Below are 21,696 nucleotides of genomic sequence, written 5' to 3' on the forward strand. Positions count from 1 at the left end.
GCTTTGCGGCCCCATCAAGGATCCAGGCTGGGCGGCGGGTCGGGCGCAGGGCGGCTGCTGCCGGACAGCGCGGCGGTCACCTGGCTGTCCTCAACCTGACGGAAGTCGAGGTAGAACTGTCCCACCCCTTCGAACCATTCAGGTGCGGCCAGACAGACCAGCGAGTCGACGTGTGGCGAAATGGCGCCCATTGCCAAGGGAGCGGCCACCGGCACCGCGCAGGTCAGGCCGGCCGGATCCTGTCTGCGCAAGGCGTGAATCGCTGCCCGCATGGTGGCGCCGGTGGCCATGCCGTCGTCGACGACGATGACGTCGCGGCCGCGCGCGTCGACGGGCCCCCGTCCGGGGGTGTACCGGGCGCGCCGTTCGCGGATCAGCGCGAGTTGCCGCGAAGATTCGCGCCGCAAGTAATCCTGGTCGGCCCCGACCCGACCCGCGTGCGGTGTGACATACAACCAGCCCGATTCGTCGATGGCGCCCACGGCGAACTCGGGATTGCCCGGCGCGCCGATCTTGCGCACCAGAACCACGTCGAGCTGCCCGTCAAGGCGGTCGGCGATCACCCGTGCCATGGGCACCGCGCCTCGCGGGATGGCCATGACCAGGGGATGGCGGCCACGGTGGGCGGACAGGGCACGGGCCAGCTGTTCGGCCGCATCGATCCGGTCGGAGAAGGGCAGGGCCTGGGCAATGGGCGTGGGCATGCGTAGGGCTCCCCATGGCGCGGGTCGGGACGGATGAGGACCGTTCTGCCCATCGAGCGCCCAAGCTGGCCTCCGAAGGCGATCGTCCCTGAGGTTCCTGCAATCGCCCTCCGGCGCTTGTCCGAGCGGACCCCCGGCCCGTTCGACCGCTTGCACGGCGAGGTCCTCGCGTGGCGCCTCAGGGCCGAAGCACAGGTTGCCTTCGATCGACCCGCCGGTCCAGTCCGCGGCGACACACAGCGCCGGGCTTCAAGGGGGGGGCGCCCAAGGCGCTGGGGCAGCGGATGCCACCGAATGTCAGGTGGCGGCCATGAAGCCCAGATCCGCGCTGCTGAAGTGGCCGATGTTCGGGAACACGGTGGCCAGGTCGCCGGGCGCCACGCCATACCAGCGGGCCAGCGTGGCGGCGTACTGGTCGACTGCCAGGGTGGGGATGATCTGACCCCAGCCGGCATCGTCCGGACCGTTGACGGCAAGGTTGGGCATCCGGCCGTAGATGCGCCGGCCGACGACACTGCCGCCCAGCACGAAGTGGTGTCCGCCCCAGCCGTGGTCGGTCCCGTCGCCGTTGATCGTCGAGGTGCGGCCGAATTCCGACGCCGTGAAGGTGGTCACGTGGTTCGCCAGGCCCATTTCCACCGTGGCCGCGTGGAAGGCCGCCAGCGCGCCGTCCAGTTCGGTGAGCTGGGTGGCGTGGTCGCTGAGTTGCGTGTCGTGGGTGTCGAAACCGCCAAGACCGACGAAGAAGATCTGCCGCTGCATCTGCAGCGCGCTTCGCGCGTTGATCAGGCGCGCCACCATGCGCAACTGCCGGCCGAGGTGGCTGTCGGGAAACGCGGTCGCCAGGGGTGTCGCCCCGGCCAGCGCGCTGTTGATCTGCACGCCGTTGTTCATCGAGCGACGCATGACCGTCGCATACTGCCGTTGCATGGGGTGAGGGTGCGCCGCGTCGCGCAGGGCGACGAAGACGTTCCGTCGATTGGCGTTCCACGGCTGCGAGTCGACGAAGGGAATGCTCTCCGCACCATTGGTGCCGACGAAGTAGGGCACGATCTCGTTACCGGCCTGGAAGACGTTCTCGCCGTCCACCGAGATGTTCATCGACAGGTCGGGATTCGGGTTGGCGGTATGGAACAGGTCGGCCAGCCGGCCACCCCAGCCACGGCGCGAGGGATGGTCGGCAGCGGGTTTCTGCCAGGTGACGGTCTGGTCGCTGTGCGAGAACAGCTGCGCGGGGACCGGCACCGAACCGGCCAGGTACTGCGCCCGGGTGATCGGATGGAGCAGCGCGCCCACGTTGGCGACGATGGCGAGCGGCGAGTTCGCCTGGTTGAACAGCGCGCGCAGCTGCGGCAATTGCGGTGCCAGACCGAAGCTGCCGCCGCCCAGCGGGGGGGCGCTCGGGTTGAGCGGCAGCAGCGAGGCCTGGCTGAGCGCCAGGGCGCCGCGCACGCCCTGGTACTGGCCGTACTCCGGGCCGCTGGTGGGCACCACCGTGTTGAAGGAATCGTTGCCGCCGTAGAGGTAGACGCACACCAGGGCGCGGTAGCCGCTGCCGCGAAGGTACGGGGAGACCCCCGCAGCGGCGTGGGCAAGGTCCAGTTTCCCGCCCAGGCTGGTGAACAACGCCGAACCCGCGGTAGCGCACAGGGCACTGCGTATCAGATCGCGTCGCTTCATGGCATCACCGTTCGATGGCGTATTCGGGCGAGGACTGGATCAACCAGACGGCTTCCTGCACGCGCTGGCGCCTGCCCGACGCGGTGTTCGGGAAGGTGGACAGGTAGGCGACCAGCGTGTCGAACATGAAGTCGCTCATGGTGCGGTTCATGAACAGCAGGTCGTAGCGATCGACCAGGCGCACGACGTTCCGTGCGACCTCCGCCTCAGGACCCAGGTCGACCACGACGTCCTCGGGGTCCTGGCCGGGCTGGCCGCGCCAGGCCCAGAACACCTTGGCGCCCAGGCCGGTGGCGACGCTGGCGATCGTCGTGTCGGTGGTGATCTGGAATTCCGGCGCGTCCAGGCCGAGCTGGTAGAGCTCGCCGGGCGGCCGATAGTCGGGCTGGAAGAAATTGAACACCGTCGGCGAGCGCAAGGCGGCCTGACCGAGCCAGAACTCGGTGTTCCACTCGCGATAGCGGCCATCGTCCGCGCGAGCGTCGAGCGCGCGCCACAGATGGGTGAGCCTCAGCAAAGGCTCCCGAAGTTTGCCCGCGGCGCTGGTGGGCGCGGGCTGGTTGCGTGCCTCGGGATCGAGCAGGAGGGCGGTGACCGTCGCGCCAAGATCGCCGCGCACGCCAGCGCCGTTGTTGGCGAAGACCGCGGCGATGCGGCCAACGTAGGCCGGGCTGGGATTGCTGGTCACCAGCCGCTTGATGAGGTGCCGCGCGATGAATGGCGGCACGTTGGGATGGTTGAAGATGTTGTCGAGCGCCGCGGTCATGTCGCCGCGCGCCGTGCCGCCCTCCGGAAGCTGCCCGGAAGGCAGGGTGACGCCCGGGTAGGCGAGCAGTTGCTTGCCACCCTCGCTGGCGTGGTACTGCTCCCACTCCTCCATGGGCAGGAACCAGGAAGCGTCCCAGCCGGGGTTCGGCCAGTCGACCGGGCCGGAGGGGCACCACTGCCACTGCCAGGGCTGGCCACCATTGGTGCGCGGACAGTTGGCCCAGTTCCAGCCGGTGAACACGTGCGCGAAGCCACGGATGGTGTGCTGGTCGTAGGTGGGCACGGGCTGGCCGCCGACCAGAATCTGGGTGCCGTCCGCGTTCAACCTGACCAGGCCGACTGAGAACAGCTGCAGGATCTCCCGGGCGTAATTCTCATCGGGCCGGATGTTCTCCGCGGGGTCGGGCTTGCGGTTCTTGAACATCGACAGGTAGTGGCCCATCACCGGGCTGAGCGTCACCTGCTCGAGGAGCATTCGGTAGTTGCCGAAGGCGCCGTTCACCAGCTGGTCGTAGTAAAGCGCCATCGGCATGGGGTGGCCCTCGATGGCGCCGCCCTGGTCCGACACCACCAGGAGCTCGCTGAGCGCGAAGGCGACCCGCTGCCTCAGCTGGTCCTGGCCGCGCAGACTGCGCAGCCACCAGGCTTCCTGCCGGCTGTTCTGGTAGATGTCCATGCCGCCGGCCGCCTGGCCCTGCAGGTAGGGAAGGTGCAGGCCGGGGGGAAGCGCGCGCTGCTCCGCCAGCCAGCCGTGGTAGCCCAGGCCGCGAAGGCGGGCGATCTCCGCCAGCGTCGGGCCGAAGGTTGCCTGGGTCAGGAACCGGGCCGCCTGGGCGTCGGAGTGCGGGCCTTCGGGTCGTTCGCTGAAATTGGCGTCGAAAAGGTGGTCGCCCGCCTGCGCCGTCCCGGCAAGCAGCGCCATCGCCGCCAGGCAGCCGGCGGCTCGTCGTGTGCGTATCCCCATGTCCTCCCCCTTTGGAGGTCGTCCAGCACATTGCCTACAATCGGGCGCAGTGCGGCGCTGAGTTTACAAGTGTTACGCCGCGAAGGTTAACGACTGCTGCCGGACTCGAACTGTGATGGAACGCACGCTTTCCAGCGGGACCCGCGGACGCCGCGGATTTTCCCGGCGGGCAGTGCTGGCCGGGCTCGTGCTGCTCGCCGCCGGCCTGTCCTGCCGCTCGGCGTTCGCCTTGAACGGCTGCACGGACGGGGCCTTTGTCGACCGGCGGGGCCAGGCGATGGTGGAGATCGCCAACGACGACCCGACCAACCCGTTCCGCTACCGGCCGCGCTGCGTGACCGTCAGCGAAGGCACCGTGGTCCGTTTCAGGGCCGTGCCGAACTTCGGCATGCACCCGCTCTATGGGGGGACGGTGAACGGCGGCCAGGCCGTGATCGACCCGGGCAGCCCGATCGGTTCGATCACCAGCGGCAAGCAGGCGGAGCGCCTGCTGGTCGGTCCTGGAGAGCATCCGTACTTCTGCGATTTCCATTTCGCCCAGGGCATGATGGGCTCCATCCGCGTCGTGCCGGAGCTGTTCGCCGATGACTTCGAGGGGGCGCCCGAGGTTGCCGGGCAGCCTTTCGGCGGATCCGGCGGGGACTAGGGAAGGTCTGATCAAGCCCGTCCCGGCATTGATCAGAGTCGCCGGGCGCGGCACATGTCCGTGCCCGGCTCCGATGAACAACGCACATGCGTGCTTGATTCGCGCCGGCCCGTCCATGGGCCGGAGGCAAGGTCTGAAATTGATCAGACCTCACCTGGCAGGCTGTTGAAGCACAGGGTGCTGGCTGCGGCCATGGATGGCCGCTCGGCGAAGCCATTGCGCAAGCGGTTGGCTCGACGGGAGCGTGTCCGGACCCGCGCCGGACGGACGCCTTGGAAAACGACCAGGACGGTCGTTTTCCAACAAGCTGCCAGCGCCACCGAACGTCGAGCGCGCGGGTCGGCTTTCGGCGCTCGGTCGGAACCTGTCCGGAGGCACCCGGACAACGGCTGCTTGCCGGGCGCAGGTTCGTTGCGAGAGCCAGACTGCCGTGGGCCGGGCAATCGGGAGCGGACTGGGGCGGTCAGACCCAGACGTCGTTGCGTGCCGTGAGCGTCCCGCCGGCGTCGCCGGTGTTGACGACGCCGCGCGGTTCGACGAGCAGAACGCAGCATTCCCCTGCTGCCACGGGCCGATGCTCGACACCCCGAGGCACGACGTACAGCTCGCCTGGCGCCATCGCCACGGCCCGGTCCCTGAACTCCAGGATCATGTGGCCTTCGAGGACGATGAACGTCTCGTCGGTGTCGGCGTGGGCATGCCAGACGAATTCACCCTGCAGGCGCACCAGCTTGAACTGGTAGTCGTTCATTTCCGCGACCACGCGCGGCGACCACTGCTCGGAGATCAGGGCCAGCTTGTCGCGCAGGTTGATGGCACGGTCGGACATGAGGCCCCGCGGGCACGACGACGTCGAGTGTCGGCGAGTCGGAGCGACCCGGCAAGTGCCGGCGGGGAGGGGCGGTCCGAGGCGATACCGTCGCAGCGGTCGGGCAACTGTTGTCGCCGGTCAGGGCGTGGGCAGCGCCCCGATTGCCTCGATGGCCAGATCGCCCAGCACCTCGACACCGCCGTAGAAGCGCCACGGATCGCCATCGCCGGCATGGACGGCGATGCGCAGTTGCGCCTGCCCGGGCAGGGCGGCATCGAAGGCCTGCCAGGACTTGCCGGTCCAGGCCGCGACCCAGGCGTGGGGGACGAAGGCCGGTCCGCCGAACTCGGTGCTGTAGGCCAGGCCGGTGACGACCCGTGCCGGGATGCCGGCGGCGCGGGCGAGGGCGGCCAGCAGGACCGCGTGCTCGGTGCAGTCGCCCTCCCGAAGCCGTGCCGCGTCGCTGGCGCTGGCGTAGCCGACTGCCAGCGTCTTGTGCTGGATGTGTCGACCGACCAGGCCGGTCAGGCGTTCCATGGCGGCCTTGGGCGAGCCGTCCAGGTCGCTGGGCAGCAGGGCACGGACATCGGGGTCGTCGTGGTCCAGCCAATCGGTGCGGGCAAGATCGGCAGCCACCGGCGGCGGTACCGGATCGCCGCCGGCCGGGTCGCGCAGGTGCAGGGCCCAGCGCTCGGCATCGATGGCCAGCACGCGCTGGCCATCGATGCCCGGCCAGTCGCGCGGCTGACGTTCGCTGCGCAGGGCCAGGCGCATCGGGCGGCTGCGGTCTCCGGCGGTAAGCGGGCGCGGCAACGTCAGCAGGGCGGTCTCCAGGATCTCGGCCGGCTGGTTGGCGGCGGTGGCGCAGGCCTGGTCGCACTCGATCATCTCCAGTTCCTGTCCCAGCATGTCCATGGTCATCCGGCGCAGGCGCAGGCGCTCGTCCAGCCAGCCACGGCTGACCATTTCGCCGTCGGGCAGGGCCAGCACCTGGCGCACCTCGGTCAGCCGCAGCCGGCCCTCGGGAAGGTCGACCCAGGTCGGGCCGATGACCGTGTGGTCCATCGCCACGGCTTCCTGCAACAGACTCTGGAAAAGCTGGATGCGCGTGCTGGCGGCAGGGCGCGTGCCCAGGTTCCGCAGGCGCAGTTCGGCGCCATGGGCGAGCAGGGCGCCGCTCGGCCAGTCGATCTCGCGCACTGCACCCTGCTCGCCGTCGCCCCGCCCGGAGCGCACCTCGAAGCGGCCATCGGCCCGGCGCCTGCCGGACACCGACATGGTCAGGCCGCTGAGCGTGCTGGTCGCGAAGAACGCCAGCGGCTCACCCGCAGCGGTTTCTTCATGGCGCTCCTCGATGCGCATCAGCACCGGTACGCCGGCGCGGCCGAGCGACAGTTCGATGACCTGGCTGGTGTGAACCTCGCCGCCGGTGCGCAGCGTCCGGAAATGGGCATGCCCCACCTTGCGGCCTTCCAGCACCACGCGCAGCCACTGCTCGTCGGCCTCGTCCGCCCGGGCTGGAGTTGCCAGGCCGGTCTGCGGCAGCAGGAGCAGGGCAGCCAGCAGGAGGACCTGGAAAGCGACACTCATCGGGCAGGTGGGTCGGCGCATGGCGCCATGATGGCATCCCGGGCGCGGCGCCCGCACCTGCCGGCCCGGTGCTTTGGCGGGGCGAGGCGCAGCCGCGGCCGAGGGGAGGACACCCGGGGCGCGCCCGATGACAACGGCAGGATTCGACGCCTCGTCGAGCCATCGCGCCGCGCCAGCCGGCGACCGCGGAGGCCTCCCGTTCAAGGGGTTCATCCTGCGTGGCGGCGCAGGTCTGCGCACTACAATGACCCGCCCTGCCGGAGCCCGCCATGGTCCAGATCGGAACGCCGCTCACCGATACCGCCACCCGCCTGCTGCTGCTCGGTTCGGGAGAGCTGGGTCGGGAGGTGGCGATCGAAGCGATGCGATACGGTGTCGAGGTGGTGGCCGTGGACCGGTACGACAACGCGCCGGCCATGCAGGTCGCCCATCGCAGCCATGTCGTCGACATGCTGGATGCCGCCGCGCTGCGCGCGGTGATCGAGGCCGAACGCCCGAACCTGGTGGTACCCGAGATCGAGGCCATCCACACCGCGACCCTGGTGGCGATGGAGGCGCAGGGGCTGCGCGTGGTGCCCACCGCGCGCGCCACCGCGCTGACCATGGACCGAGAGGGTATCCGAAGGCTGGCTGCGGAAAGCCTGGGCGTGCCGACCTCGCCCTACCGTTTCGTCGACGACGAGGTCGCCTATCGTGCCGCGGTCGAGGCCCTGGGCCTGCCCTGCGTGGTCAAGCCGATCATGAGCTCCTCCGGAAAGGGACAGAGCCTGGTGCGCAGCGCCGACGACATCGGCCTGGCCTGGGAGCATGCGCAGCGCGGCGGCCGCGCGGGCGCCGGCCGGGTCATCGTCGAAGGTTTCGTGCCGTTCGACTACGAGATCACCCTGCTGACGGTGCGCCATGCCGGCGGTACCGCCTTCTGCGCGCCGATCGGACACCTGCAGATCGACGGCGACTATCGGGAGAGCTGGCAGCCGCATCCGATGTCGGACACCGCACTGGCGCGGTCCCAGGAGATCGCCCGCGCGGTCACCGATGCCCTGGGCGGCCAGGGCGTGTTCGGCGTCGAGCTGTTCGTGCGTGGCGACGAGGTGTTGTTTTCCGAGGTCTCGCCGCGCCCGCACGACACCGGCCTGGTCACCCTGGCCAGCCAGGACCTGAGCGAATTCGCCCTGCACGTCCGCGCGATACTCGACCTGCCCATACCGGGCATCGGGCAGCGTGGTCCTGCCGCCTCGGTGGCGATCCTGGCGGAGGGCCAGGGTCGTCCTCGTTTTTCCGGGCTGGACGCCGCACTGGCGGACGCGGACACCGAGCTGCGTCTGTTCGGAAAGCCCGTGGTGCAGGGCAAGCGCCGGGTGGGCGTGGCGCTGGCTCGCGGCGACGATCTCGAACAGGCGCGCTCGAAGGCGCGCGCGGCGGCTGCCGCCTTGACCATCGCGCTGGATTGACCCTGGCCCAGGCCACGGGGCGCCGGCATTGCGGCATCCCGTGGCCGAATCGCCGCTGCGGACGGTCCGCGGCGAGGCGGGCAGGGGAGGATCGGTCGGTCGCCGCCCTTGACCGGGCCGGTTCGCAGCGTAGACTGCCCCGGGGAGGGCGGATACCCGTCCTGGGGGCGCGTCGGCGCGGGACTGCCGGGCATCCGCCGACCGGCGCGTGCCATGGCTGCGGCCTCGAGGGGTATCGCACGCAGTGATAGGAAACTGGGTACTGCTGCTGGTCTCGGTGGCCTACGTCGGGCTGCTGTTCGCCGTGGCCTACTTCGGCGATCGCCGACCGCTGTACCCGAACCGCGTCTGGTTGCGTCCGATCGTCTACAGCCTCGCCCTGGCGGTCTACTGCTCGTCCTGGACGTTCTACGGCGCCGTCGGCAGTGCGATCAGCAGCGGCTGGGGCTATTTCGCGATCTACCTGGGTCCGATCCTGCTCTTCCTGTTCGGCCCTCGCCTGATCGAGCGCCTGGTGCTGATCGCCAAGGACCAGAACATCACCTCGATAGGCGACTTCATCGCCTCCCGTTTCGGGAAGTCGCAGGGCCTGGCGGTGACCGTCGCGCTGATCGCGCTGACGGCGGCGATCCCCTACCTCGCATTGCAGTTCAAGGCGGTCGCGATGAGCATCGAGGTGCTCTCGGCGACGTCGGAGGCCGAAGGCGCCGCGCCCGCGGTGCTGGCCGACACGGCGTTCTGGATCGCGGCCCTGCTGGCGCTGTTCGCGATCCTGTTCGGCACGCGCCAGATCGACGCCACCGAGCACCACCACGGGATGATGCTGGCCATCGCCCTTGAGTCGCTGGTCAAGCTCCTCGCCTTCGTCGCGGTTGGCCTGTATGCCCTGTGGTTGCTGCTGACCCCGGGCGGCGCGACGGCGCTGCCTCCGTCCGGGCAGCCCTTGCCCATCCAGCGCCTGCAGTGGCCCAGCGCTTTCCTGGCGCAGACCTTGCTGGCCTTCTGCGCCATGCTGTGCCTGCCGAGGCAGTTCCAGGTGGGCGTCGTCGAGTGCGAGGACGTCGGCGACGTGCGCAAGGCCCGCTGGTGGTTTCCGGCGTATCTGCTGGTCTTCAGTCTTCTGGTGCCGCCGATCGCGCTGGCGGCCTGGCCGCTCCTGCAGGGGTCCGGGCTGAGCGCCGATGCCGCCGTACTGTGGCTGCCCCTATCCCAGGGCCAGCACGGCCTGGCATTGCTGGCCTACATCGGAGGATTCAGCGCCGCCACCGGCATGGTCATCGTCGCCAGCGTCGCGCTGAGCATCATGATCAGCAACGACCTGGTGATGCCCCTGCTGTTGCGCCTGCGCAAGCTGCACCTTGAACAGCGAGGCGACCTTTCGCGGCTGGTGCTGTGGGTGCGCCGCTTCGCCATCGTCGCACTGGCGACGCTCGGCTATGCCTACTACCGGATAACGGCGCAGAGCGACAGTCTTGCCGCGACCGGCCTGCTTGCCTTCGTCGCCGTCGCGCAGTTCATGCCGGCGATGCTCGCCGGTCTCTACTGGGGAGGTGCGACCCGTCAGGGCGTGCTTGCCGGGCTGCTGGGCGGCTATGCCGTCTGGCTTTACACGCTGTTGCTGCCGACCGTGGCCCGTGCCGGATGGCTGCCCGAGGCTTGGCTGCTCACAGGTCCGCTGGAGCTGTCCCTGCTGCGCCCGGAAGCCCTGTTCGGGCTCAGCGGTTGGCATCCGATCACGCATGGCGTGTTCTGGTCGCTGTCGGTCAACGCCCTGACCCTGGTCCTGGTGTCCTTGCGGTGGCGGATCGGCCTGCGCGAACGACTGCAGGCGACCCGATTCCTGGATCCCTACCGCCAGCAGCCGACCGAGTCCCCGGACCTGGCGGTCGGGCGCCTCACCGTCGGCGATCTTCGTGAGCTCGCCGCGCGCATTCTCGGCGAGCCCTTCGTCCGCCGTGCCTTCGACGAACACCTGGCCGAGCGCGATGTGCCGCTGGGCCTCGAAGGGCGTCCGGACCGCGCACTCTTGCAGTTCACAGAGCGTCTGCTTGCCGGTGCGATCGGTGCCGCAACCGCCCGCCATGTCCTGGCGGGCGCCCTGAGCGGCAGCGGCCTAGACCTGGCCCAGGTCGTCGACCTGCTGGACACGGCATCGCAAGAGCTGCGATTCAACCGCGAGCTGCTCGGGGTCACCTTCGAGCACATGGCGCAGGGCATCAGCGTCGTCGACGACCGGATGCGCCTGGTGGCCTGGAACCGACGCTACATCGAGCTGTTCGACTATCCCGACGGAATCGTCGCCGTGGGAACGCCGATCGCCCAGTTGATCGCCCTGAACGCCGAGCGTGGGCTGCTGGGTCCGGGCAGCGTCGCCGAGCATGTCGAGAAGCGGCTGGCCTACCTGCAGCAGGGCAGCGCCCATGTCCATATTCGCGACTGGCCGGACGGCCGGGTCATCGAGAGCCGGGGCGAGCCGTTGCCGGGCGGTGGGTACCTGATGACGTTCGCCGACATCACCGAGTACAAGCTCGCCGAGCAGGCGCTGCGCGAGGCCAACGAGACCCTGGAACTGCGGGTCAGCGAACGCACCCGAGCGCTGACCCGCTCGCTGGACGCCGAAGCCAGGGCCAAACGCGAGGCGGAGTCCGCCAATCTCAGCAAGACGCGCTTTCTCGCCGCGGCAAGCCACGACCTGCTGCAACCGTTGAATGCCGCCCGTCTGTTCACTTCCTCCCTTCGCGAGCATCCCTTCGAGGACGAGGAGGCGGAGCGGTTGTCCGAGCGCATCGACACTTCGTTGCGTGCCGCCGAAGAGCTGCTCGACGGGCTCCTCGACGTCTCCCGTCTGGACACGGGCCGGCTGCGGCCGCAGGTCGTCGACCTCGCCGCCGACGACCTCCTGGTCTCGCTGCGCGAACAGTTCTCCGGCCTCGCCGCGGCGCGGGGCATCGGCTTGCGCATCCATTCGTGCTCGTGCGGCGTGCACAGCGACCGGCGGCTCCTGCGTCGCGTCCTCCAGAACATGATCGCGAACGCCCTGCGCTACACCGCCAGTGGCCGGATCGTGGTGGGTTGCCGTCGCCGTCGGGGGGATGTGGAATTCCAGGTCCTCGACACCGGGCCAGGCATTCCAGCCGAGCACCAGGAGCACATATTCGACGAGTTCCTCCGGCTCGGCGCGGACTCCCCCTGGGGCGAGCAGGGGCTTGGCCTCGGCCTTTCCATCTGCCAGCGCATCTGCCGCCTGCTCGGCGCCCACCTGACCGTCCATTCCGTGCCAGGGCGGGGCAGCCGGTTCAGTGTGCGGGTGCCGGGCGCGAAGGCCCCGGTCAGGCGTACCGAGCGTCCGGCTGCCGGTCATTCGTTCGGCTCACTGGCCGGCTTGCGCGTGCTTTGCCTGGACAACGACCAGTCGATTCTCGAGGGCATGCACTCGCTGCTCCTGCGCTGGGGTGCGGAGCCCATGCTTGCCGATCGGGTCGACAGGGCCTTGATCCTGTGCCGTGATCGCAAACCGGATGTCCTGCTGGTCGACTTCCACCTCCACGACCGTGTCGACGGGATCGATGCGCTCCGCGAGTTGCTCGGGTGCTGGCCCGAATCCCCGCCGCAATCGGCCCTGATCACGGCCGATACCAGCGAGGCGCTCGCCCAGCGCGCGCGCGACGAGGGGATCGTGGTCATGCGAAAGCCGCTGAAACCTGCGGTGCTGCGTGCCCAGCTCGCGGCCGTATCGACACTCAAGGTCCGGCGACACCCACGATAGGCCGCCAACCGCCGGTCCGTTCAGGGAAGGCTGGCGCCTCCGTCCGACGCGGAGTCCAGCGACAGGCGCCTGACCATGAGGATCGCCTGGGTCCGGTTGGTCGCGCCGAGCTTCCGGAGCACCGCCGTCATATGGGCCTTGATGGTCGCTTCGGAAACGCCGAGCTGCCAGGCGATCTGTTTGTTCAGGAGCCCTTCGCCGAGCATGGCCAGAACCCGGAACTGCTGTGGGGTCAGCTCGGCGATCCGGGCGGCGAGGTCGTTCTCCCGGACGTCCGCCTCGCCATCCTCGACCAGGTCGCCTGGCAGCCAGACCGCTCCTTCGAGCACTTCCGTCAGCGCCTGTGCGATGGTCTCGAGCGAGGCCGACTTCGGGATGAAGCCGCTTGCCCCGAGACGGATGGCACGCTGCATGGTCGATGACTCCTCCCGGGCCGAAACCACGACGACCGGCAGCTGCGGGTAATGGCTGCGGAAATGGACCAGCGCACTGAAACCCTGCGCGCCCGGTATGTTGAGGTCGAGAAGGAGGAGGTCGGCGTGGGGATGCGCCTCGGCGAGATCCTGGAGGCCCGGCACACTGTCGGTCTCGTGCAGGGCCGCCTGAGGCAGCACCCGCGAGACGGCTCGCTTCAGGGCGTCCCTGAACAGCGGATGGTCGTCGGCGATCAGAATGTCCATGTTCGGCGCAGGGCAGGGTGGCGGATCGCGCTCAGCGCTGGTCTGCCCGGGTCAGCGTACCATCCGCTCCCGGACCAGGCTGTCGATCACTGCTGGATCGGCCAAGGTGCTGGTGTCGCCGAGCTGATCGTGCTCGTTGGCGGCGATCTTGCGAAGGATCCGGCGCATGATCTTTCCTGAGCGCGTCTTGGGCAGTCCCGGCGCCCACTGGATGTGGTCGGGCGTGGCGATCGGGCCGATCGCCGCACGCACTGTCCGGACCAGCTGGTTGCGCAACTCGTCGGATGGTTGCGCGTCGGCGACCAGGGTGACGTAGGCGTAGATGCCCTGTCCCTTTATGTCGTGGGGAAACCCGACCACCGCCGCTTCGGCGACGTCGGCATGGGCGACCAGCGCACTTTCGACCTCGGCGGTGCCGATGCGGTGGCCGGAGACGTTGATCACGTCGTCGACCCGCCCGGTGATCCAGTAGTAGTCGTCCTCGTCGCGGCGGCAACCGTCTCCGGTGAAGTACATGCCCGGGTAGGTGCGGAAATAGGTGTCGATGAAGCGCTGGTGGTCGCCGTACACGGTGCGCATCTGGCCCGGCCAGGAATCGAGCAGCACCAGGTTTCCGGAAACGGCGCCCTCGAGAATCGCGCCCTCGGCGTCGACCAGGGCGGGCCGCACGCCGAACAGCGGTTGGGTGGCCGACCCGGGCTTCAGGGCGGTCGCGCCGGGCAGGGGCGAGATCAGCATTCCGCCGGTCTCGGTCTGCCACCAGGTGTCGACGATCGGGCAGCGTTCCTCGCCGACGACACGGTGGTACCAGAGCCAGGCTTCCGGATTGATGGGTTCGCCGACCGTGCCGAGCAGGCGGATCGAGGCGCGCGAGCAACGCTTCACCGGTGCATCGCCCTCCCGCATCAGGGCGCGGATCGCCGTGGGTGCGGTGTAGAAGATGGTGACCTGGTGCTTGTCGCAGACCTGCCAGAAGCGGCTGAAATCCGGGAAGTTCGGGACGCCCTCGAACATCACCGTCGTTCCGCCATTGGCGAGCGGCCCATACACGACATAGCTGTGGCCGGTGATCCAGCCGACGTCGGCGGTGCACCAGAAGACATCGTCCTCGCGCAGATCGAAAACCAGCTCGTGCGTCAGGGAAACGTAGACCAGGTAGCCGCCGCTGGTGTGCAGCACGCCCTTGGGCTTGCCCGTCGAACCCGAGGTGTACAGGATGAACAGCGGATCCTCGGCATTCATGGGCTCTGCCGGACAGTCGCCGGCCGCGCCTGCAACGGCCTCGTGGTACCAGACGTCGCGTTCGTCGAGCCAGTTGACGTCGGCGCCGGTGTGACGCACCACCAGCACCTTGTCCACGTCACCGACGCTGGGATTGGCCAGGGCTTCGTCGACGTTGGCCTTCAAGGGGACGCGCTTGCCGCCGCGCAGGGCCTCGTCTGCGGTGATCACCACGCGCGACCCGCAATCGACGATCCGGCTTGCCAGGGAGTCCGGTGAGAAGCCGCCGAACACCACCGAGTGCACGGCCCCGATTCGCGCGCAGGCGAGCATGGCCTCCGCCGCCGCGGGGATCATCGGCAGATAGATCGTGACCCGGTCGCCCTTGCCGACACCAAGGGTCTTGAGTGCGTTGGCCAGGCGGCAGACCCGCGCATGCAGCTCGCGGTAGGTGATCCGCTCGGCCGGGGTGCCAGGATCGTCCGGCTCGAAGACGATCGCGGTCTTGTCGCCGCGTTCGGCCAGATGGCGGTCCAGACAGTTCGCAGAAACGTTCAGGACGCCGTCGGCGTACCAGCGGATGTGCAGGTCGGATGCGTCGAAGGAGACATCCTTGACCACGGTGTAGGGCTCGATCCAGTCCAGGCGCTGCCCTTCGCGACGCCAGAAGCCTTCGTTGTCGTCGACGGACTCCTGGTAGAGGCGGCGATAGGCGCTGCCGTCGATCCGGCAGGTACGGGCGAAATCCGGCCGTACGGGAAACAAGGTCTCGGAACTCATGGTGCACTCCGTGGCGTCCGCTGCGGGAGAGAGCAGGGTGGTTCACACCATGCGGCTAGCCGAACCTGGCATCCAATTAGACTTTGGTCGCACCGCGCCGGGCGTGTCGCGTCGCAGCACCACGCCATCGGAGGCGGCCGGATTTTCCAGCTGAAAACCGGAGCCTGCCGAACCGAGTGTGATACGCATCGCATGCTGCGCTGCCGTATCGACCCTGCCATGGCCAAGCCGGTCTCCTGCCGCTACGACCAAAGGTGAATGGGCGAAGTGGGGCGCTTCGCGATACACCTCGCAGTGCCGCATACAAACCCTGGGGAGGACTGGCTGATGAACCCGAATCGCAGTGGCACTCCGAAACGACTGGCCTTGGCCGCCACGCTGAGCACTGTGCTCGCGGGCGGAGGCGCCTGGGCCCAGACCGACCGAGAGCGCGACCTGGAGGCGCGTGTCGCGCAACTGGAGTCCATGGTGCAGCAGTTGCTGTCCCAGCAACAGAGCCTGCAAGGGGAGCAGGAGGCTGTGCGCAGCGAGCAGCAGGTCCAGGCTGCGCGGCTCGACCGGCTGCCGGCGGCCCCCGAAGGCGCACAGCCGGTGCAGGCCACCACGATCGTGCCCGGCTCGACGCCGCGGGCCAACTTCACGTTCGGCGGCTTCATCAAGCTCGACGCGATGCTCACCGACACCAACGACGGGCAGATCGCGGATGGCAGCGCGGGTCGCCTGTTCTATCTTCCCCAGGCCATCCCGGTGGGCGGTCAGGGCGACAGCAACCCCTACCTCGATGTCCATGCGCAGTTCTCGCGCATTTGGTTCGCCGCGGACACGACGCTCGACTCGGGCGACAAGCTGCGTGGCTACCTGGAGTTCGACCTGTTCGGCGGTGCGCTTGGCAACGAGGCGGCGACCAACACCTACGGTGTCACCGTCCGTCACGCGTTCGCCACCTGGCGCAGCTGGCTGGCCGGTCAGACCTGGTCCAACTTCCAGGACGTGGCGGCCCTGCCGGATGCAGTCGACTTCGTCGGGCCCACTGACGCCACCACCTTCGTACGGCAGTCGCAGTTGCGCTACACGAAGGGGCCATGGTCGTTCTCGTTCGAGAATCCGGAGACCGTGCTGACGCCCTACCAGGGCAATGCGACTCGGCTGCTCACCGGCGACAACGTGCTGCCCGACTTCACCGCCCGCTACCAGATGCGTGGCAGCTGGGGACACTTCAGCGCAGCCGCCCTGCTGCGCTCGCTCCGCTACGAGAATCCCGCGGCCGGCATCGACGACAGTGCGCCGGGTTACGGCATCAGCGTTTCGGGCCGCTACAACCTGGGCACCAGCGACAATCTCCGTTACATGATAACGGGCGGGCGCGGAATCAACCGCTACATCGGGCTATCCGCCACCACGGATGCCGTGATCGACCAGAATGGTCAGCTCGAGCCCATCGACAGCCTCGCCGGCTTTGTTGCATGGCAGCATGTGTTCAACCCGAAGTTCCGCAGCAACGTTTTCTACTCGCGCGCGGAGTACGACAACGATGCGAACCTCACCGGTCTGGGCATCACCAAGCGCCTTGAGAGCTGGCATGCCAACCTGATCTGGACCATCCTGCCCAGGCTGGATCTGGGCATCGAGGGGATCTGGGGCAAGCGCACGCTCGAACGCGGCGATTCAGGCGAGTTGAATCGCCTGCATTTCCACGCCCGCTACAGCTTCTAGGGGGAAGGCCGACGGCTGGCGATGCGGATGCATCGCCAGCCGGTTGCCAAGAGGGCGTACCCTCCCGCCCCGCCATCTCCCCATCCCCCTCTGCCCCAGTCCCTACGCCGCGACCCGGGGGCGGCCCCTCACTCGTCAGGGGGGTCTGTGATCCGGATCGCGTTTGCGACACACTGGGAGCCAGCAGGTGAGCTGGGAGGGCTCCTATGGCATTGGCACCGGGTACCGTGCTCGGCAAGACCGAACTTGGCCGGGAGGCCATGCAGCGACGGACCTTGCCGCTCACGCCGCGACAGCGCGCGATTCTGATCTCGATCAACGGCAGGCTGACGGTCGGCGAGTTGTGCAAGCGTTTCGGTGCGGGCGGTGCCGAGGCCCAGATCGCCGAGCTGATCGATGACCTGGCCACCAGGGGACTGGTCGAGTCGCTGGGCCAGGGCGCGCAATCCTCGGCAGCGGCGGCGACAGCGGCTTCCCCCGCGGCCACGGGCCTGCCGGCGGCTGGGGGGCTTGCCGGGGGTGCGGACTGGCGCGAGCTGAGGGTCCGGGCCAGTCAACTCCTGCACGACTTCATGGGGCCGGATGCCGACATGCTGACGATGCGGCTGGAGAGCGCCCCGAACGAGCAGGAATTCATGACCCAACTGCAACGCGCCTTCGACCTGGTGGCTGCCATGCACGGACCGGGCGCGGCGGAACGGATGCGCAACCGTATGATGCAAGCCGATCAGGGCTGACCTGGCTAACCCATGCGGCCGCCACTGCGGTCGCCGGTCTTCGCGCCATGGTGCGGACCGCCCCCGTTGGCCTGTTCGACGTGGCGTCGGCTGCGCCTTCACCGTCCAACGGTCCGCCGCCCGCATCACGAAGCGATCTCGACGGCCTGGCTGCGCGCACACAGGACATGCCCGGGCCGGCCCAGACCGTCCAGGCGGGTACTGACGGTGGCGCACACTGGTGCGGCAACCGCAAGCTGCGGGGTGCCGGCATGCTCGTCCTGGCCGCGGCAGCAGAGTCCGGACGGCTGGACCGTCTCCGGGGGTTTGCCCGCAACGCCATGACCCTTTTGGGACCCCGGCCTGTCTGGCGGTGGCGATCCGGTTGCGAGGGTGAGCCGAGCATCGACCCCGTCGGGCGGGCATGCCGGATCCAGGCGCCCATGCTGGCCTGACGCGACCAAAGTCGAATTGTCGGCCCCGTGCCCGCGCGCGATCCTCGAACGCGCGCCAGTCCGGCCCCAGTTCGCCGGCGCGCCGATGGCTGCCTGACGCATCCGTCGAATCCGGCACGAGGGAGGCCAGCGGCCAGCCATGGGCAGCACACTTGTATCCACGTCGCCCGTTGTCCGGACGGGCGATCCCGGGGCGATCCATCGCAGGGAGGAGCACCTCACATGACCACCAACTTCGCCGAACACTGGCGTCAGACGCGCAACCTGATGCTCGGCCATCTGGTCGTCTGGTTCATCTTTTCGTTCGTGATCCACTGGTTCGCGACCGACTTGAACCGGATCAGCTTCTTTGGCTGGCCTCTGGGCTACTACTTCGCCGCGCAAGGCTCGTTGATCGTCTTCGTCGTGCAACTGTTCCTGTTCAACAGGCAGCAGCACGCGATCGATGTGAAGCATGGCGTTCAGGAAGACTAGCAGGAGACCGTCATGGCTATGCAATGGGAAGGGAAATCCTTTATCGAGAATCTGCCCAAGATCTACGGGGTCTACACGGGCGGGTTCCTGCTGTTCTTCGGACTGATGGCGCTTGGCGAGCGCATGGGCATGAGTGCCAGCGCGATCGGCATCTCGTTCGTGGCGTTCACCGTGGCCATCTACGCCTTCATCGGCATCCTGTCGCGAACGATGGCGGTCGAGGCGTACTACGTCGCCGGCCGCAGCGTGCCGCCCGTCTTCAACGGCATGGCGACGGCTGCGGACTGGATGTCCGGTGCCTCGTTCGTGGCGATGGCCGGCGGCGTGTTCATGGCCGGCTACCCCTATCTGGCCTTCGTGGTGGGCTGGACAGGCGGATACATCCTGGTCGCGACGCTGATGGCGCCGTACCTGCGCAAATTCGGCTGCTACACCGTGCCGGACTTCATCGGTACCCGGTACGGGGGCAAGCTGACGCGGTTCTGCGCCATCGTCGTGCTGATCGTGGCGTCGTTCACCTACGTAACCGCGCAGATCACCGCAACGGGAACCATCGCCGCGCGCGCATTCCTGATCCCGTTCGAGGTGGGCGTGTGGTTCGGTCTGCTGGGCATCCTTGTTTGTTCCATGCTCGGCGGCATGCGCGCCGTGACCTGGACCCAGGTCGCGCAGTACATCGTGCTGATCATCGCCTACCTGTTGCCGATCGTCTGGATGTCGGGTGTACAGGGCTTCGGCTGGTTCCCGCAGTTCCAGTACGGCCCGGCGGTGGCGCGCATCACGGAGCTCGAGCCGCTGCTCGGCGTCGGCGCGAGGGCGGCCGAAGCGGTGCCGGGCCTGGGCGTGCTGACCACTCTGCACGCTGCACCCCGCGAGGGCGCGCTTGCGGCCTGGCAGTTCGCCACCCTGGCCTTCTGCATGATGGTCGGCACGGCTTCGCTTCCGCACATCCTGATGCGCTACTTCACCACGCCTTCGGTGAAGGCGGCGCGCAACTCGGTGGCGTGGTCCCTGTTCTTCATCTTCCTGCTCTACTTCTCCGCGCCCGCCCTGGCGACGCTGAGCAAGCTGTCCCTGTTCGACCCGAACCTGGCGACCTCGATCTTCGGCAAGGCGATCGCCGACGTGCAGTCACTGGCCTGGGTGCAGAACTGGAGCGAGATCGGCCTGCTGGCCATCCGAGATTCCAACGCGGACGGCATCCTGCAGGTCAACGAGTTCTTCCTGAACCCGGACATCATCGTCCTGGCGACGCCGGAATTCGCCGGTCTTCCCTACGTGATCTCGGGCCTGGTCGCCGCCGGCGGCATGGCGGCTGCGATGTCGACGGCCGATGGCCTGCTGCTGGCCATGGCCAACGCGCTTTCGCACGATCTGTACTACAAGATCATCGATCCCAAGGCCGAGACCCGCAAGCGTCTGATGACGGCGCGCGTCCTGCTGCTGGTTATCGGTGCCGCCGGTGCGGCGGTGGCGAGCATGAAGCTGACCGGCATCCTCGGCGCCGTCGCCTGGGCCTTCTGCTTTGCGATGTCGGGCTTGTTCGCGCCCTTGGTGCTCGGGGTCTGGTGGAAGCGGGCGAACCGGGCCGGCGCCGTCGCCGGCATGGTGGTCGGTCTGGCAGCGGGCTGGCTGTACCTGATCGCGGTCCGCAATGGCATGACTCCCTGGCTGGGGTTGGACGATCTGCGCTTCGGTGTGGTCGGCGTGGCTGCCAGTTTCGCCGCGATGATCGTGGTGACCCTGATGACGCCCGAACCGAGCCCGGAGATCCAGCGGATGGTCGATGAGGTCCGCATTCCCAGAGGCGAGACCATCATCGGATCGAAGATGGGCTGAGGTTCTCCAACACGCCCCACCCCCGTCTCCTGGGTGGGGCACTCTTCGATGCCGGGGCGGCTTTGCTGTCCCGGCATCTTTTCTTCGCTGGCCTGGGGTTGTGAGAGCATGGCGGAACTTGGCCTGAGACCGGGGTGGGCAGGATGGTGACTGGGGTTCCGCTTTACGCTGTGGCGATCGACTACGTGCTGGGCATGGTCATGTGGACCCTGATCGGCCGCTTCGGCATGCGACTGTTCCTGCCCGAGGAAAGCCGCTTCTTCTTCAGCCGGTTCTTCATCAAGGTCACCGATCCCCTGATCAAGCTGTTCAAGCCGATCACGCCCGAGTTCCTGATCCAGCCCATGGTGCCCCTGTACGTGGCCTGGTTCTTCTTCATCACGCGTTTTTACGTCATGCCCTGGCTGCTCGGCTATTCGGTGATGGGCATGTTGTCGTTCCCCCTCGAGGGGCAGATCGCGCAGGGTATGTATTACCTGCTGGGTCTGCTGCGCGGGGGCGGCTGACGCGCGGCGGTGCCGGGACGCTGTGCCCGGTTCGGGTGCGCGGGCCGGCGTCCCCGAGCCACTGCTGTGGCTGCAGGTGGCGCGCAGGTGCGCGAAGCCAGCCAGCGCGGGCACGTCCCGCGCTCGACGAAGCGCCTGCCACTGCGCAGGTGGCCTGGAGGGGCGGTCGGAGACGGCAACAGGGTGTCCGGCCGATCCCCGTCGAAGGAAGCCTTGCCAACCGGTGTGGTGAACCCAGGATCGGGTCAGCCCAGGGCGGCAGCGATCGAGTGGGCGTCCAGGTGCTTGCGCAGGTCCCCCCGGACCTCCTGCCAATGGAACCGGACCGAGTTCCGGACGATCGACTCGTCCAGTTGCATGAATTCCTTGACCACCGGAGCCCAGCGCACCAGTGCCTCGGGACTGGCCTGGAAGCAGTCCTCGTCGTCCGCGACCCGCCGCCAGTCGGTCAGTGCGATCCGGGTGCGGACCCGGCGCGCATGTTCCGGAAACTCGGCATCGGCGTCGGTGGGGTGGCCGGTTTCGTCCAGGGTCCGGTCGAGCAGGGCGAGCATCAGTTCGCGGACCTGTTCGGGCGACAGCGCGGTGCGTCGGGCGATGAGTCCGCCGGCATAGACGGACAGGTCGGAAAGGCAGGCCAGAAACATGTGCCACTTGGCGAGATTGATCGAGACGAGGAACGGATCGCTCTCGAACAGGTCGGGATAGCGCTGACCGGCACGCGTGCGCAAGTAGCCGTACAGGCTGGTCTGGGCGATGAAGCTGGCGCGCGAGGACACGAACGCGCGCAGGGCATCCGTATCGGTGATCGGCTCCGGCCGGACCTTGCCGCCCAGGCCGAAGTAGCTGCGAAACTGGCCCAGAAGTTCGTGCGCGCCGTCCCGAAGGCGGACGAAGAGACGGTTGGCCTGGGTCATGGGGTGGCCGGGTTT

General features: G+C 68.3%; 16 protein-coding genes. 8 read left to right on the plus strand and 8 right to left on the minus strand.

Annotated features, from left to right (window positions below):
- Positions 1 to 14: 14 nt before the first annotated feature.
- From KF823_04930 to KF823_04940, 3 genes are all read right to left on the minus strand, one after another.
- Positions 15 to 704: a phosphoribosyltransferase gene (locus KF823_04930; protein ID MBX3725244.1), complete on the minus strand. Its 690-nt coding sequence runs from the start codon at positions 702 to 704 to the stop codon at positions 15 to 17.
- Between the two features lie 297 nt (positions 705 to 1,001).
- Entirely contained in the window at positions 1,002 to 2,384 is a 1,383-nt protein-coding gene (locus tag KF823_04935; protein MBX3725245.1) for a DUF1501 domain-containing protein, read from the minus strand.
- A gap of 4 nt (positions 2,385 to 2,388) precedes the next feature.
- Positions 2,389 to 4,116 carry a DUF1800 family protein gene (locus tag KF823_04940; GenBank protein ID MBX3725246.1) on the minus strand — a complete coding sequence of 576 codons (1,728 nt, stop codon included), beginning with the start codon at positions 4,114 to 4,116 and terminating at the stop codon, positions 2,389 to 2,391.
- Between the two features lie 115 nt (positions 4,117 to 4,231).
- Here KF823_04940 and KF823_04945 point away from each other — a divergent pair, with 115 nt between their 5' ends.
- A complete protein-coding gene (locus KF823_04945; protein ID MBX3725247.1) occupies positions 4,232 to 4,762 on the plus strand; it encodes a hypothetical protein in 531 nt (176 codons plus the stop codon).
- Positions 4,763 to 5,225: 463 nt separating this feature from the next.
- On the opposite strand, the gene KF823_04950 is transcribed toward KF823_04945, so the two are convergent.
- Entirely contained in the window at positions 5,226 to 5,591 is a 366-nt protein-coding gene (locus tag KF823_04950; GenBank protein ID MBX3725248.1) for a cupin domain-containing protein, read from the minus strand.
- Between the two features lie 120 nt (positions 5,592 to 5,711).
- On the minus strand, positions 5,712 to 7,184 hold the full coding sequence (locus KF823_04955; GenBank protein ID MBX3725249.1) for a transglutaminase domain-containing protein: 1,473 nt from the start codon (positions 7,182 to 7,184) through the stop codon (positions 5,712 to 5,714).
- 248 nt (positions 7,185 to 7,432) lie between these two features.
- Here KF823_04955 and purT point away from each other — a divergent pair, with 248 nt between their 5' ends.
- Together purT and KF823_04965 are read left to right on the plus strand one after the other, a co-directional pair.
- Positions 7,433 to 8,614 (plus strand): formate-dependent phosphoribosylglycinamide formyltransferase, encoded by a 1,182-nt coding sequence (gene purT / locus KF823_04960; GenBank protein MBX3725250.1) that lies wholly within the window; start codon positions 7,433 to 7,435, stop codon positions 8,612 to 8,614.
- Between the two features lie 244 nt (positions 8,615 to 8,858).
- Positions 8,859 to 12,380 carry a hybrid sensor histidine kinase/response regulator gene (locus KF823_04965; protein ID MBX3725251.1) on the plus strand — a complete coding sequence of 1,174 codons (3,522 nt, stop codon included), beginning with the start codon at positions 8,859 to 8,861 and terminating at the stop codon, positions 12,378 to 12,380.
- A gap of 20 nt (positions 12,381 to 12,400) precedes the next feature.
- Here the strand turns inward: KF823_04965 and KF823_04970 are convergent, their stop codons facing one another.
- Positions 12,401 to 13,060, minus strand: a complete 660-nt coding sequence (locus tag KF823_04970) for a response regulator transcription factor (protein ID MBX3725252.1) — start codon at positions 13,058 to 13,060, stop codon at positions 12,401 to 12,403.
- 51 nt (positions 13,061 to 13,111) lie between these two features.
- Positions 13,112 to 15,061, minus strand: coding sequence for an acetate--CoA ligase (acs, locus tag KF823_04975; protein MBX3725253.1), 1,950 nt, complete (start codon positions 15,059 to 15,061; stop codon positions 13,112 to 13,114).
- Positions 15,062 to 15,439: 378 nt separating this feature from the next.
- On the opposite strand from acs, the gene KF823_04980 reads away from it, so the two are divergent.
- The 5 genes from KF823_04980 to KF823_05000 all read left to right on the plus strand — a co-directional run bounded on the left by KF823_04980 (position 15,440) and on the right by KF823_05000 (position 20,764).
- The gene (locus tag KF823_04980; GenBank protein MBX3725254.1) at positions 15,440 to 16,774 is read left to right on the plus strand and encodes a hypothetical protein; all 1,335 of its coding nucleotides are present in this window, start codon (positions 15,440 to 15,442) and stop codon (positions 16,772 to 16,774) included.
- 206 nt (positions 16,775 to 16,980) lie between these two features.
- On the plus strand, positions 16,981 to 17,511 hold the full coding sequence (locus tag KF823_04985) for a hypothetical protein (protein MBX3725255.1): 531 nt from the start codon (positions 16,981 to 16,983) through the stop codon (positions 17,509 to 17,511).
- 656 nt (positions 17,512 to 18,167) lie between these two features.
- The gene (locus tag KF823_04990) at positions 18,168 to 18,419 is read left to right on the plus strand and encodes a DUF4212 domain-containing protein (GenBank protein MBX3725256.1); all 252 of its coding nucleotides are present in this window, start codon (positions 18,168 to 18,170) and stop codon (positions 18,417 to 18,419) included.
- Between the two features lie 12 nt (positions 18,420 to 18,431).
- Positions 18,432 to 20,258 (plus strand): cation acetate symporter, encoded by a 1,827-nt coding sequence (locus KF823_04995; GenBank protein ID MBX3725257.1) that lies wholly within the window; start codon positions 18,432 to 18,434, stop codon positions 20,256 to 20,258.
- Positions 20,259 to 20,401: 143 nt separating this feature from the next.
- Entirely contained in the window at positions 20,402 to 20,764 is a 363-nt protein-coding gene (locus KF823_05000) for a hypothetical protein (GenBank protein MBX3725258.1), read from the plus strand.
- Positions 20,765 to 21,009: 245 nt separating this feature from the next.
- On the opposite strand, the gene KF823_05005 is transcribed toward KF823_05000, so the two are convergent.
- The gene (locus KF823_05005) at positions 21,010 to 21,681 is read right to left on the minus strand and encodes a hypothetical protein (GenBank protein MBX3725259.1); all 672 of its coding nucleotides are present in this window, start codon (positions 21,679 to 21,681) and stop codon (positions 21,010 to 21,012) included.
- Positions 21,682 to 21,696 lie beyond the last annotated feature (15 nt).

It is taken from the genome of Lysobacterales bacterium (genome assembly GCA_019634735.1).
In the GTDB taxonomy this organism is placed as follows: Bacteria; Pseudomonadota; Gammaproteobacteria; order Xanthomonadales; family UBA2363; genus Pseudofulvimonas.

Coding starts and splice junctions, on each gene's coding strand:
- KF823_04990 (MBX3725256.1), top strand. CDS start 18,168: ATGACCACCAACTTCGCCGAACACTGGCGTCAGACGCGCAACCTGATG.
- KF823_04945 (MBX3725247.1), top strand. CDS start 4,232: ATGGAACGCACGCTTTCCAGCGGGACCCGCGGACGCCGCGGATTTTCC.
- KF823_04995 (MBX3725257.1), top strand. CDS start 18,432: ATGGCTATGCAATGGGAAGGGAAATCCTTTATCGAGAATCTGCCCAAG.
- KF823_04970 (MBX3725252.1), bottom strand. CDS start 13,060: ATGGACATTCTGATCGCCGACGACCATCCGCTGTTCAGGGACGCCCTG.
- KF823_04930 (MBX3725244.1), bottom strand. CDS start 704: ATGCCCACGCCCATTGCCCAGGCCCTGCCCTTCTCCGACCGGATCGAT.
- acs (MBX3725253.1), bottom strand. CDS start 15,061: ATGAGTTCCGAGACCTTGTTTCCCGTACGGCCGGATTTCGCCCGTACC.
- KF823_04935 (MBX3725245.1), bottom strand. CDS start 2,384: ATGAAGCGACGCGATCTGATACGCAGTGCCCTGTGCGCTACCGCGGGT.
- KF823_04985 (MBX3725255.1), top strand. CDS start 16,981: ATGGCATTGGCACCGGGTACCGTGCTCGGCAAGACCGAACTTGGCCGG.
- purT (MBX3725250.1), top strand. CDS start 7,433: ATGGTCCAGATCGGAACGCCGCTCACCGATACCGCCACCCGCCTGCTG.
- KF823_04940 (MBX3725246.1), bottom strand. CDS start 4,116: ATGGGGATACGCACACGACGAGCCGCCGGCTGCCTGGCGGCGATGGCG.
- KF823_04950 (MBX3725248.1), bottom strand. CDS start 5,591: ATGTCCGACCGTGCCATCAACCTGCGCGACAAGCTGGCCCTGATCTCC.
- KF823_05005 (MBX3725259.1), bottom strand. CDS start 21,681: ATGACCCAGGCCAACCGTCTCTTCGTCCGCCTTCGGGACGGCGCGCAC.
- KF823_05000 (MBX3725258.1), top strand. CDS start 20,402: ATGGTGACTGGGGTTCCGCTTTACGCTGTGGCGATCGACTACGTGCTG.
- KF823_04955 (MBX3725249.1), bottom strand. CDS start 7,184: ATGCGCCGACCCACCTGCCCGATGAGTGTCGCTTTCCAGGTCCTCCTG.